Source organism: Paraflavitalea speifideaquila (assembly GCF_032395985.1).
GTDB lineage: Bacteria > Bacteroidota > Bacteroidia > Chitinophagales > Chitinophagaceae > Paraflavitalea > Paraflavitalea speifideaquila.
In genome coordinates, this window is the sequence record NZ_CP135920.1 from 7,591,087 (window position 1) to 7,603,506 (window position 12,420).

General features: G+C 46.5%; 15 protein-coding genes and 4 pseudogenes. 12 read left to right on the forward strand and 7 right to left on the reverse strand.

The features are described from left to right. Nucleotides 1-56: 56 nt before the first annotated feature. Nucleotides 57-419: a hypothetical protein gene (locus RS881_RS51970; protein WP_315818012.1), complete on the reverse strand. Its 363-nt coding sequence runs from the start codon at nucleotides 417-419 to the stop codon at nucleotides 57-59. Nucleotides 420-1,077: 658 nt separating this feature from the next. Here RS881_RS51970 and RS881_RS51975 point away from each other — a divergent pair. The 10 genes and pseudogenes from RS881_RS51975 to RS881_RS61155 form a co-directional block, all read left to right on the forward strand. Continuing rightward, entirely contained in the window at nucleotides 1,078-1,365 is a 288-nt protein-coding gene (locus RS881_RS51975) for an arsenate reductase/protein-tyrosine-phosphatase family protein (protein ID WP_315818013.1), read from the forward strand. Nucleotides 1,366-1,480: 115 nt separating this feature from the next. Then, nucleotides 1,481-2,512: a histidine--tRNA ligase gene (locus RS881_RS51980; protein ID WP_315818014.1), complete on the forward strand. Its 1,032-nt coding sequence runs from the start codon at nucleotides 1,481-1,483 to the stop codon at nucleotides 2,510-2,512. An 86-nt stretch (nucleotides 2,513-2,598) separates the two neighbouring features. Continuing rightward, nucleotides 2,599-2,868: a His/Gly/Thr/Pro-type tRNA ligase C-terminal domain-containing protein gene (locus RS881_RS51985; RefSeq protein ID WP_315818015.1), complete on the forward strand. Its 270-nt coding sequence runs from the start codon at nucleotides 2,599-2,601 to the stop codon at nucleotides 2,866-2,868. 159 nt (nucleotides 2,869-3,027) lie between these two features. Beyond that, the gene (locus RS881_RS51990) at nucleotides 3,028-3,381 is read left to right on the forward strand and encodes a hypothetical protein (RefSeq protein WP_315818016.1); all 354 of its coding nucleotides are present in this window, start codon (nucleotides 3,028-3,030) and stop codon (nucleotides 3,379-3,381) included. Beyond that, nucleotides 3,294-4,424, forward strand: a complete 1,131-nt coding sequence (locus RS881_RS51995; RefSeq protein ID WP_315824897.1) for a DUF4836 family protein — start codon at nucleotides 3,294-3,296, stop codon at nucleotides 4,422-4,424. Before RS881_RS51990 ends, RS881_RS51995 begins: the two co-directional genes overlap by 88 nt. Before the next feature lie 32 nt (nucleotides 4,425-4,456). After that, nucleotides 4,457-4,642, forward strand: a complete 186-nt coding sequence (locus RS881_RS52000; RefSeq protein WP_315818017.1) for a hypothetical protein — start codon at nucleotides 4,457-4,459, stop codon at nucleotides 4,640-4,642. Between the two features lie 106 nt (nucleotides 4,643-4,748). Then, entirely contained in the window at nucleotides 4,749-5,294 is a 546-nt protein-coding gene (locus RS881_RS52005) for an ATP-binding cassette domain-containing protein (protein ID WP_315818018.1), read from the forward strand. A 244-nt stretch (nucleotides 5,295-5,538) separates the two neighbouring features. Beyond that, nucleotides 5,539-6,672, forward strand: a pseudogene (locus RS881_RS62700) (transporter). An 802-nt stretch (nucleotides 6,673-7,474) separates the two neighbouring features. After that, the gene (locus tag RS881_RS52020; RefSeq protein WP_315818021.1) at nucleotides 7,475-8,137 is read left to right on the forward strand and encodes a hypothetical protein; all 663 of its coding nucleotides are present in this window, start codon (nucleotides 7,475-7,477) and stop codon (nucleotides 8,135-8,137) included. A 14-nt stretch (nucleotides 8,138-8,151) separates the two neighbouring features. After that, nucleotides 8,152-8,382 (forward strand): annotated as a pseudogene (locus tag RS881_RS61155) (T9SS type A sorting domain-containing protein); the annotation flags it as partial. A gap of 61 nt (nucleotides 8,383-8,443) precedes the next feature. On the opposite strand, the gene RS881_RS52025 reads toward RS881_RS61155, so the two are convergent. The 6 genes and pseudogenes from RS881_RS52025 to RS881_RS52055 all read right to left on the reverse strand — a co-directional run. Beyond that, complete coding sequence (locus RS881_RS52025; RefSeq protein ID WP_315818022.1) at nucleotides 8,444-8,908, reverse strand: DinB family protein; 465 nt, start codon at nucleotides 8,906-8,908, stop codon at nucleotides 8,444-8,446. Nucleotides 8,909-9,040: 132 nt separating this feature from the next. Continuing rightward, nucleotides 9,041-9,331: a hypothetical protein gene (locus RS881_RS52030; RefSeq protein WP_315818023.1), complete on the reverse strand. Its 291-nt coding sequence runs from the start codon at nucleotides 9,329-9,331 to the stop codon at nucleotides 9,041-9,043. Beyond that, on the reverse strand, nucleotides 9,322-9,471 hold the full coding sequence (locus RS881_RS52035) for a hypothetical protein (protein WP_315818024.1): 150 nt from the start codon (nucleotides 9,469-9,471) through the stop codon (nucleotides 9,322-9,324). Before RS881_RS52035 ends, RS881_RS52030 begins: the two co-directional genes overlap by 10 nt. A gap of 79 nt (nucleotides 9,472-9,550) precedes the next feature. Then, nucleotides 9,551-9,916: a hypothetical protein gene (locus tag RS881_RS52040; protein ID WP_315818025.1), complete on the reverse strand. Its 366-nt coding sequence runs from the start codon at nucleotides 9,914-9,916 to the stop codon at nucleotides 9,551-9,553. Between the two features lie 89 nt (nucleotides 9,917-10,005). Next, nucleotides 10,006-10,259, reverse strand: a pseudogene (locus RS881_RS61160) (thiolase family protein); the annotation flags it as partial. 122 nt (nucleotides 10,260-10,381) lie between these two features. Then, nucleotides 10,382-10,648 (reverse strand): annotated as a pseudogene (locus RS881_RS52055) (thiolase family protein); the annotation flags it as partial. Between the two features lie 352 nt (nucleotides 10,649-11,000). Here RS881_RS52055 and RS881_RS52060 point away from each other — a divergent pair. Both RS881_RS52060 and RS881_RS52065 read left to right on the forward strand, forming a co-directional pair. Continuing rightward, the gene (locus RS881_RS52060) at nucleotides 11,001-11,828 is read left to right on the forward strand and encodes an amidohydrolase family protein (protein WP_315818026.1); all 828 of its coding nucleotides are present in this window, start codon (nucleotides 11,001-11,003) and stop codon (nucleotides 11,826-11,828) included. Next, a complete protein-coding gene (locus tag RS881_RS52065) occupies nucleotides 11,744-12,388 on the forward strand; it encodes an amidohydrolase family protein (RefSeq protein ID WP_315818027.1) in 645 nt (214 codons plus the stop codon). The genes RS881_RS52060 and RS881_RS52065 overlap by 85 nt, the downstream gene beginning before the upstream one ends. The last annotated feature ends 32 nt before the right edge of the window (nucleotides 12,389-12,420 follow it).

Below are 12,420 nucleotides of genomic sequence, written 5' to 3' on the forward strand. Positions count from 1 at the left end.
GGAGCTTCCCCGGCGTTGTTTCGGCACCAATGGCAGCCGTTTCCTTCAACAGCTCATCAATAGGTGGCGGCGGATCGGCCTTTTGGTTTTCCGGTACAATGACCGGCGCCATGTTTTTGATCATAGCCACTTTTTTTGGGCTGTGGCGGTAAAGGCTTGAGTTCCTCGGGCCTGGGCGGAATCACCTTCAATATCACGGCTGTTTTTTCGGACGGAGGCATAAAAACAGCCCCTTGCTCCATTCTCCCCGCCCAATAATATCCCCCGATAAAGAGCAACACCAACAGCAGCATGGCCCCCAGGGCCTTCAATAACCGGCCGTTATAATCCTTGCGCAAACTGTAAGCTCCATAGTCTTTGTTTCTTCCTTCAAATAATATGTCGAGCATGTCCGATTGCAATATCATGTCTGGTTTCATCGTAGTTAATTTTAGGCCCCTTGCCAGTGGCATCAGGGCATGAGTAAATCATTAAGAACGAATTGATCAGCACGACTTGCGCAAGTCTTGTTATTAAGATGCAGCGAGTAGAAAAAATCCATAATATATTCGTTAAGATCAGGAAGATTTTAGCGATTGAGTGAGTCAACCCGCTAATCGCCAATAAGAACCTCACAGGCGAATGCCACCCCAAAGCCTGTACGTTCGGCATTAAGCCTGGGGTAATTGCCGGGGAACAGCCTGTATATGACCTGTTCATTGCCTGCACATTGCCTCCGAATTGCACTGGCTCTCTCTGGCAGAGGCCTATTTTAGGCTTATTCAGTGCAATTATGAGTGGCTTACTCGTGGGATTACAGGCAAGGTGAAGGCTATTCCACTACGCTTTGCAACCAACTACCTCTACTGGTACTCCTATCCAGCCACCTATTGACCCAAACCTGCCCAAGCCTGATTATCTTTGCGCCCATGAAGATCTTAATGGTTTGCCTGGGGAATATATGCCGCAGCCCCTGGCCGAAGGAATTTTACAACACAAAAGCGATCAGGCAGGATTAAACTGGACGGTAGACAGTGCCGGCACCAATGGTTACCATATTGGGGAAGCCCCCACCCTTTATCGCAGAAAGTGGCGCTTTTGCATGGTATTGACATCAGTAGCCAGCGGGCCCGCCGGTTCAGTGCAGCCGATTTTGGACATTATGATAAGATCTATGCCCTGGCAGGTGATGTGCTATCGGAGATAAGAACCCTGGCCAGGCAGGATTACCAGGCCGGCAAGGCAGACCTGCTGATGAATGAACTGTACCCCGGCAAGAATAAGGATGTGCCAGATCCTTATTATGGTACAGAACCCGGCTACCATGAAGTGTATAAAATGATCGATGAAGCATGCGATCAGATCATTAGCAGATATACCAATTAGCAAATGTGCTGATTAACCCATTTGAAAATGTGCAAATGATCCGGAGTGTAGTGATCAAAGCTTGCGGCGCAAAACCATTTTCAAATTACCAAATTTTCAAATCATCAATTGTTACATGACCAAAGCATCATTACCACAAGGAACAAGGGATTTCGGACCGGAAGTAGTTCGCAAACGACAATATATACTCAATACCATCCGCACCAGTTTTGAACTGTATGGCTTCCAGCCATTGGAAACACCGGCGATGGAAAACCTGGAAACCCTTATGGGCAAATACGGGGAAGAAGGTGATAAACTGATCTTTAAGATCCTTAATAACGGATTGAGTGATCCCAAAAATATAGAGAAGGCCAAAGGGGCTTTTGAAAAGGTACTGGAAGGAAAGAACGATAAAAACCTGACTGAACGGGCACTTAAATATGACCTTACCATTCCCTTTGCGCGTTATGTGGCCATGAACCATGGTACGCTGACCTTTCCTTTTAAGCGTTACCAGATACAACCTGTTTGGCGGGCCGACCGGCCCCAGAAAGGCCGCTACCGGGAGTTTTATCAGTGCGATGCAGATGTAGTAGGCAGCACCAGCCTGATGAATGAGGTAGAACTGGCCGCTATTTACTGGCAGGTATTCAGCAAATTGGGGGTTACAGTAGAGATCAAGATCAATAGCCGTAAAATACTGGCAGCACTGGCCGAAGCCTGTGGTGGCAGTGATAAGATGACTGACATCACGGTAGCGATTGATAAATTGGACAAGATTGGGTTGGACAAAGTGAAGGAGGAATTGATCACGCGTGGATTGAATGAGCAGCAGGTAGCCATCATTGTTCAATACCTGGAGATCGGTGGCAGTAATGCCGAAAAGCTGGCTCAATTGCAGGGGTTGGTAGGAAAGCTGCCTACCGGTGTGCAGGGAATGGCAGAACTGGAATTCCTGATTGACCGTTTTTCTACACTGGTATTGGCTGATGAGGCAGCTCCATCCCCACTGGTGATTGACTTTACGTTGGCGCGTGGGCTGAACTATTATACGGGGGTCATTTTTGAGGTGAAAGCATTGGGTGTGCAAATGGGTAGTATTGGCGGCGGTGGCCGTTATGATGACCTGACGGGGCTTTTGGCGTACCCAATATTCCCGGTGTAGGTATTTCTTTCGGGGTAGACAGGATCTATGATGTACTGGAAGAGCTGCAATTATTTCCGCAGGAAGTACAATCAGGTACACAAGTATTGTTTTTCAACCTGGGTGAAGGAGAAAGCGTGGCAGCTTTTGGCCTCATGCAGGGGCTGCGCAATAACGGTATCCGTTGTGAGCTGTACCACGAGCAGGCCAAGTTCGACAAGCAATTCAAATATGCGGACAAAAAGAACATTCCCTTTGCCGTCATTATCGGCAGCAAAGAGCTGGAAGCCAAAACCTGTGTGGTAAAGCACCTGGGCAAGGGCCAACAGCAGGAGGTAAAATGGGAAGGGCTGGAAGAAGCGGTTTCGGGTTTATAAACGGGCGAGCTTGCCAGATTGTCCGAAAAGATGGCGCCCAACCACCCATCTACTCAAATTTTACTTCACTTGAATGGTTATTTTGAGCCGTTGACTGAAATACACTGGCAAATACCGTAACAATTTTGTTTATTTGAGACTGATAAATAAAAACCCTTTATGCAACGTACTTCCTTATTGGGCCTGTTGGCCATCGCGCTAATGTTGATCACATCTTGTAGTAGTGGTGATAAATCGGCTATCGCCATACCAAAAGATGCTGGCCTGGTAGTTCACATTAATACGCCTTCTCTGACTTCTAAATTATCCTGGAAAGAGATCCAGCAAACCAAGTGGTTCCAGAAAGCTTATGCAGAGGCAGATGATTCGCTGGCCAAAAGATACTGGACAATCCCGATAATTCAGGTGTTAATACAGAAACTGACCTGGTATTCTTTGTTAAGCGCCAGGGCAGAAATGGTTATTCGGTATTTGAAGGAGGCCTTAAAGACCCCGCCGCCTTTGAAAACATGAATAAGAAGATGAAACCTGAAGCGAAGTCTTCCAAAGACGGCGACCTGAATATCCTGAAGCTGAATGAGAAATCCATCGCTACCTGGAAAGGCAACCGCTTCATCTATGTGGTGGAAGCAGATATGGCCGGCACTTATAGTTTTACGCCCGATGGCAATGAGCCCAAAAGGTCATCGGTCAATACAGATAGCCTCATCAATTTTGCCAAAGTTTTGTACGACCTTAAATCATCCAATAGTTTAACAGATGATGATAAGTTTGCCTCCCTGCTTAAGGAAACGGGTGATATGCACTTGTGGATCAACTCCGACAACTTTACCGGCAATATGTTGGGTGAAATATTTGGCGCCACCAAATTAAGCGACCTTACCAGGGGTAATGTAACAGCCATGACCCTCAATTTTGACAATGGCAAGGTAGATGTAAAATCTAAAAGCTATTATAACGAGAAAGTAGCCAAGCTGCTGGATAAATACAAGATGAAGAATATTGATGCCGGTATGCTGGCAAGTATCCCTTCTGAAAACCTGGCCGGGGTATTTAGCTGGAATTATCCTCCCGAAGGGCTGAAAGCCTTCCTGAAAGAAGGTGGACTGGATGGTATGGTCAATGGATTTTTGGGTAAAGTAGATTATAGCCTCGATGAATTTGTAAAGGCCAATAAAGGGGATGTATTGATCGCTGTTACTGATTTTACGATCAAAACAGAGCAGGTTACCTACCCCAGTTATGAAGAAGGTGGCGCTCCTTATACCTACACGAAGACCAACCCCAGCGCTAAGGTATTATTTGCGGTTTCGATCAATGATAAACCGGCCTTTGATAAACTGGTAAGTGTTGTAAAAGCACAGTTGGGTGATAAGTTTGAAAAAGATACTTCTTTCCATGTCAGCTTTTCCCTGAACGACAAATGGTTTGCAGCCGGCAATTCAAACGAGCAGGTGAATCAATTCCTGGCTGGTAATGCCAACAGCAAACATGCGGCTTTCAGTAAGCTGGCTGGCCACCCCATAGGCATGTATGTTGACCTGCAAAAATTCTGAAAACCTCTGAAGCTGCTGCTACCGACAGCTCCTTGAAGCAAATACTCACCGAATCGGTCAACCTCTGGGAGGATGTGTTGGCCACGGCAGGCGAATACAGCAATGGCACCATGACCAGCCATTTTGAAATTAACCTGGTGAACAAAAACGTGAATAGTTTGAAACAGCTAAACCAGTACTTTGATAAGCTGGAGGCCCTCAAGGGAAAGGATCATTAATCGTTTTACACTTATATAAGGCAGGGCTCATCCCCTGCCTTTTTTGTTGATAGGTTAACCCGGTCAATCCGGAATATTATTACAGATCGATTATTTTTGAATTGTCATGACTATTACCCTACAGGATGTATTACCATCCTACTTTGATGAAAGCCGGCGCCAGCAATCGGAAGTATGGGGAAAGCAATTGGTATTCAATAAAGGAGAATATATCAAAATTGTGGCACCATCCGGAAGCGGTAAAACATCGCTCAGCCATTTTCTGTATGGTATGCGCAATGAATACAACGGGAATATCCTGTACGATAAGGCCACACTGCATTCATTTTCGGTAGAAGATTTTGCCCGCTACCGCAAAGATCATATCAGTATCGTATTCCAGGATCTGAGGTTGTTTCCGGAACAAACGGTACGGGAGAACCTGGAATTAAAACGACAGTTAAATCCCTTTCATCCACCAGAAAAGATCACAGAAATGGCCGAGCGATTGGGTATTGGTAATAAGTTATCGACCAAAAGCCGTATCTGTTCCTATGGAGAACAACAGCGGGTGGCCATTATACGCTCGTTATTACAGCCTTTTGATTTCTTATTGTTGGATGAGCCTTTTAGTCACCTGGACGATAACAATTCAAAAAAGCCATGGAGTTAATGCTGGAAGAAGCCAGGGCGCGCAATGCAGGTATCCTCTTTGCCGACCTGGAAAGGATTGACTTTTTCCCTGGACAAGGTTGTATCATTTATAGGTTAACTGTTAATTAGAGGTAACGCCTTTTATTGGCTTTGTCAGGAAAAGGTATCACCTCTTGAATGCAAACTGTAAAATATTAAGCTGTGGCATTATCCTTCCAACCCGTCAAACCGCTGTTACAAACAGGCACCAATGCCGCCTCGCGGTGGTTCTCTTATGCCGGTTTGGGTATTGGCGTATTACTGCTGCTCTGCTCCATCCAGATGTACATTAATATCCAGCAATTACTGGGTGGTGATAGGCCGCGCAAGGACGGGTATGATTTTATCTCGATCTCCAAAACCATCACCAATGAAACGATGGGACAGCTGGATAAAAACCTGTTTACCACCACCGATATACAGGAGTTGGAATCAAAGCCTTTTGTAACAGGGGTATCCCCTTTGCTGGCCAACAATTTCCGGTTCCAGATCAGCGGCGGCAGCCTGGTTCCTTTTGTGAGTGACTTCTTTGTAGAATCATTGGATGATAGTTTTATCGATACCGTACCGCCTTCCTTCAAATGGCAGCCTGGCGATGAGATAGTACCGATCATCATCGCTTCGGATTTCCTGGAGATCTACAATGTATTTGCACCGGGTTATGGATTGCCCCAAATTTCCGAAGCTACGGCGGTGCAACTGGGTCTGCAGTTGATCTGCTACCGGCCCGATGGCACGCGGGAAACCTTCCGCGGGCGGGTGGTAGCCCTGAGTGACCGGGTAAACTCGATCATTGTACCAAAAACTTTCTCAACTGGGCCAATAGCCAATTTGGTACCACCAAAGAAGTAAGGGCTTCACGGTTGTACGTAAAAACGAAGGATGCCAATGGGCCCGACTTTCTCCAATTCCTGCAACAAAAAAGTTATAAGGTCAATAAGGACAAAACAAAGTTTGGCAGGGTAAAGCAAACCTTGCAAGGCATCTTTGGTGGTCTGGGTATTTTTGGGGTACTGGTTGTAGTGCTGGCACTGATGTTGTTTTCGTTTTACCTGCAGCTCATGATAGCGCGCAGTAAGGACAACCTGCAGTTATTGCTGGTATTGGGTTACTCACCCAACTGGTTAAGTAAAAATGTTTCGCGGCGTTTTATTCCGGTATATATTTTCGTAGTACTCATTGCAGTGGCCTTCACGCAATTGATGCAATGGGCCTTCCATCATTTTGCCATGTTCGACCGGGAGGAGCTGTCTACCCCACTGCATTGGAGTGTATTTGCCGTAGCAGTTTTCCTGGTGATCCTGTCGCTTGTAACCAATTACCGGATGGTGAAGAAGTTGTTGTATAAGATGGTGTGATAGGAAGAATACCTTCAACTTTACCACAGAATGGATAATGCTGGAATAACAGCTTAGAATAATTGATCATATTATACCGCTTTCAAAGTCTTCTAACGCCCAGGCTTGTTTCAGAGCTCATCATGACCCCAATTCCTGACAAATCATCATAAATGCAAACATAGATAAGCGGTATTATGACAACCTCCCCGTACACTTACCGGGGAAATCTGCACGCTTTTGGGGTAAATCTGCACGCTTACTGGTTTGTACAAATTGGCATGGTTGGATGCCGTAACTTTAAAATGTTACTGATACCTTAAACCTAAAAGCTTTACCAAATGCCTCTGACCAATTATCCCAAAAGCCGATCGCTCCACTCCTTAAAACCTCCTTTCAAATCGCCATTTATTTTTTTTGAATAGTAGAAGCAGGCTGCTTTAACCTTTACGGATAGAGCCAGGTGGTCATACTTTGGTCTACCGTATAAAATATTACATTTTTTTCGTTAACCTTAAACACACAGTTTTATGAAAATAGTTCTGCTTGTAATACTGGCCATCATCCTGAACACGGCCAGAACGTTTGCACAGAGTTTAGTAAATGGAGATTTCACGCTGTTCACATCACCAAATTGTATTTCAAATAATGAATATGGATGTTCAACATTCTCAAGTTCGTGTGTAACCAATTGGTTCAGGACACACGGCAGACCGCAGGTAATAAATGATATTTACCCCAGTAGTAACTATCGATTAAAAATGACTAGCTCTGCAACCACCGTCCAAAGTGTTGGAGAGGGGCGGCTGCCGGATACAATTTTATGAAAGGTCGTGAATATAGGATCAAGTTTCACTTTTCTGATAACAGCCAAAGCCGCGCGAACCTACACAAGTTAAAGGTCTTCGCAGCAAATGGCCTCACAGAATCTATTGCCGCTTGTGGATCAGGGTCTTCACCTGTACCTATTATTGGGTCCATACAGCAAATTGGAGAAGCTGTGACTGATTTCCCTGTTAACTCCGTAACGGATCTTTTTTTTACTTTTACTGCTACTCAAAATTTCTCGCAAATATGGTTCTACCCTTCGGCCGTATGGAAATCGGGCGGAGATGCTGAAGTATCTTATTTGGTCGATATTGACGATATAGAAATCACGCCCAATATGTGCACGCCAGATATTACCTATAATACAGGCGTAATACCTTCGGGCACCGTGGAGTTTGGGCGCGTCACAGCTGGCAGCAGTGCAGGAACAGGAGGGTCGGGTACTGTAACCAACAATCCGAATGTCAACACGACAATTCTCGTGGGATATGAAGCGACCTTTCTACCCGAAACCTACCTGACTGCCAATGCCGGCTATCAATTTGTTGCCTCTATCCGTCCTTGCAATTTCCGTATCGCAAACAGTTCAGCCACGCCAGGAACCGAGCCAGTTTTGGCTGATTTACGGACAGCCAGTTTACCCACAGGAAAAAACTAAGAGTTTATCCCAATCCTACTACCACTGACCGGATAAGCGCTGATGTAGATCTCACGTTAGGTAATAAAATTTCAGTGAGATTGCTGAATAGTCAAGGAAACATTGTACGACAACATATTCCTTTGCAAAAAGGCGTTGGAGTTCAGCGAATAGAGATCAACCTCGAAAACTTACCACGTGGAATATACTTCCTTCAGCTTATGACTGAAACCGGAGTAGTCACCGAAAAGGTCGAAAAACTCTAGACAAATACTTTACAAAAGAGGCGCCAAAAAAGGCGCCTCTTTTTATGATTTTTGTTTATCTCTACAATGAAGTCACTTCCCCAAATACCTGCCCCCAGTGATGGTCCATATGTTCAATGTAATCAATCACCAGCCATTCCAGGGTTCGATGATCGCCTGCAGGAGTGATCACTTTATAGGGTAGTTTATCAGCGGGAATATCACTGATCATATAAACGATCTGCTGATTGAGTGTTTTCCACAGCAGCAGCATGTGGTCGAGCGGCAGGTCCTGGTAGCGGTTGATAGTCACCAGTTCATCCTGCATATAACGAAGTATTTGGTAGGGCTGCGGCTGACTTTGCACATCCACAAACCGCTTGAGGTTATTGATGGCCGAATCGATCAGGTGGCCCAAGATCTCTTTCTTTGACCATTTTCCTGGAGCGGGTCTTTGCAGCAGTTCTTCTGTCGGGATCTCACTATACCGGAAAGGAATATTGTTGAGGTGGGCGGTAATGTCAATGATCACTTGTTCGATGGTCATACCTGTTAATTTTGGGATAAACGTATTTGTTCCCGGATATAATCACGGGAGAACTGTTCTTTCAATACAAAAGACTTGCCACTACTCTTCCACACATCTATGATATGGCAAATTGTCACATAGCTATTGTAATCACGTAGAAAAACTGAAAGCTTTGTGTTTTCCTTTATATCGAAAGGCCAGTACATTGTCATCGCCCGGCACACCGCTGCCGGCACGACGGCTGCGTATATTTTTCAGTCCGTACTTTAAACCATAGTACCCACCCAGATAGATAGCTACCGTTTCGATATCACCCCATTCATATTTATCTGTTCCCACATGTACATACTCAGGGGTGATGATCAACTTGCGGTCGTCAATGTTTTGAAGACTAAAAATGACCTTTTGCAAGGCCCCCAATACCGGCGGTACTAAAAGCAATACTGCCCATAAGACCAGTAAAAGGTGTTGTGCCGGGCTATGAAAAAGAAGCCGATAGCCAATACGGCATAAAGCAACATTTTCAAGGCGGCGAAGGACTTGTATTTATAGAAAACCGTGGTGAGTTTGTGTTCCTGCATGTTATTCCGTGTTTGTGGTGAAGCATTACAGGTGCTTTAGACAACAAACTCTTTAGAACGCCCGGCAATAGCTAATATTTTACAACCCTTCATACACAATGGCGGCACCCTGCCCTACCCCTACGCACATGGTGGCCAGGCCAAGTTTGGCGCCCCGGCGTTTCATTTCATGTAATAAGGTGGCCGAAATGCGGGCGCCACTACAACCCAATGGATGGCCTATGGCGATTGAACCACCATTCACATTCACCTTCATTGCATCCAGCTCAAGATCACGCAGGCAGGCCAGGGATTGAGAAGCAAATGCCTCATTGAGTTCGATGAGGTCAAGGTCTTTCGCGGTAATACCGGCGCGCTGTAGGGCCTTGCGGGAAGCAGGTAGCGGACCAATGCCCATAATGGCAGGATCAACACCAGCCACAGCCATGGAGCGAATGGTAGCCATGGGCTGCAAATTGTATTTTTCACCGCTGCTTCACTGGCCAGCAATAAGGCTGCAGCACCATCATTGATACCCGACGAATTACCGGCCGTAACAGAACCATCCTTTATAAAGGCAGGTCGTAAAGAAGCCAATTTTTCGAGGGAAGTTTTACGGGGCGGCTCATCGGTTTCGAGGTAGATCTTTTCATTTTTACCTCCCAGTATTTCCACGCCGCTGATCTCGGCTTTCCAGAGGCCTTTCTCTGAGCTGTAAAGTATTTCTCCTGGCTTTGCAAGGCAAATTCATCCTGCTCCTGGCGGCTGATGTTCCATTGCTTTGCCACATTCTCGGCCGTTTCGCCCATGGAATAGGGGTAGTATTGATCGGTGAGTTTTTATTCACAAAACGCCAGCCAATGGTGCTGTCGTGCATTTCGTTGGTCCTGCTCCAGCCACTGCCAGCTTTGGCCATGACAAAGGGGGCACGGGTCATGCTTTCCACACCGCCTGCAATGTACAGTTCCCCTTCATTACACATGATGGCGCGGGCAGCATCCATAATGGCCTGCAGGCCCGAAGCGCATAAGCGATTTACCGTATTACCGGCTACTGTTACGGGTAAGCCGGCCAGTAAGGCAGCCATGCGCGCCACATTGCGGTTATCTTCCCCGGCCTGGTTCGCATCGCCGGCAATAATATCTTCAATGGCATTCATATCAATAGTGGGATTGCGTTGTACCAGCGATCTTACCACATGGGCCAGCAGATCGTCGGGGCGGATGGTGCTAAGGGTGCCACCATATTTGCCGATGGGGTGCGAACGGCATCAATCACATACACTTTGTTCATATAGCTGTTATATTGAGGCAACAAATATAAAGGCATTTTTAGCATTTAGCTGTTAGGCATTAGGTGCCGGGTAGTAGCTTTTGGAAACGCCGGTGAAATGCAGCGGTGACACCTTTCGTTTTCGTAGCCGGGGAAAGGTGTCTCCGCTGCAACCTGGTTGAACCGCCCCAATTGAAGTGTGAAGCGGCCAAAGCAGGACACCGGTTTTTGCAATCATCCTGTTTAGGCATTATCTTGTGGAGCAACCAAACTAAGCCATGAGAAAAACATTCCTCCTGTTAATGCTCCTTGCAGCCATTAACAGTTTTGCCCAGTCTAAAAGACTCCTCCTGCAACATATTAACGTAGTTGATGTCGAGAAAGGAAAGATCCTGCCCGATCAAACGGTGGCCATTACGGGCGACCGCATCAGCGCCATCCACAAAGCCAGTTCGTTCAAAACAATAGCTACCGATAGCCTCGTGAACGGTACGGGCCAATACCTGATCCCCGGCTTATGGGATATGCATACGCACGTATGGGCGCCGGATTACTTTTTCTCGCTTTTCATTGCCAATGGTATTACGGGCATCCGGGGCATGTTTGAACAGGCGCTTGCTGCCAACCAGTGGCGACAAAGAGGGCTCACGGCCGGTGAACTGGTTCCCAGGGGTTATTATGCAGGTCCCATTCTGGATGGGCCCAAACCAATTTGGCCAGGCAGTATTGGGGTAACGGATGCCGCCCGTGGACACAAACTGGTTGACTCGCTGAAGAATCAACTGAAAGTCGATTTCATCAAAGTATATAGCTTATTGGAAAAAGATGCGTTTTATGGTATTGCAGAGGAGGCTAAGAAGCAAGGCATCCCATTCGCCGGACATGTACCCAATAAAATAACGCTGCTGGAAGCGGTGAAGGCGGGACAAAAAGTACAGAACACCTGTACGGCTTTATTGAAGGGGCGTCGGATAGCAGTGATTACTATTATAGCCTGGTACAAGGCACCATTAAGGATACTTTGCTGTCCAACCGGGCCGCTCGCCGTGAATTTCTGCGCCGCACCTTCAATGAAAAGAAACTGGCAGCCCTACTCAAAGTGCTGAAAGGATATGATACCTGGGTATGCCCTACAATGACCGTAAACCGGGGTATTGCCTACCTCAATGATTCTTCTTTTACCCGGGATGCCCGGTTGCCATATATCGTGCCCATGATCAAAAATATGTGGGACCCCAAGAATGATTTCCGTTTCAAAACTGCCGGACCCGAATACTTCAAGAGTGAACTGCTGGATTATGAGCTGAAAAAGAAGATCATCCGGGCCTTGCACCAGGCAGGTATCAGGATGCTGGCGGGTACGGATACGCCCAATCCCTATTGTTTTCCCGGTTTTTCCTTACACGACGAATTAGAAATATTTACCGATTGTGGCCTTAGTCCGCTCCAGGCCCTGCAAACGGCCACCTTGAACCCAGCCCTTTATTTGGGCATTGAAAAAGAGCTGGGAACGGTGAGCACCGGCAAGCTGGCCGACCTGGTAGTATTGGAAGCCAACCCTTTAGACAATATTGGCAATACCCGCAAGATCGGGGCGGTGATCCTAAAAGGCCGTTTTATAGGCGCTGGGGAGGTCGATGGACTGTTGCAAAAGCCCGGAAAATAGCCGGCAACTAAATTATGCGCCGGTTAAAGTAC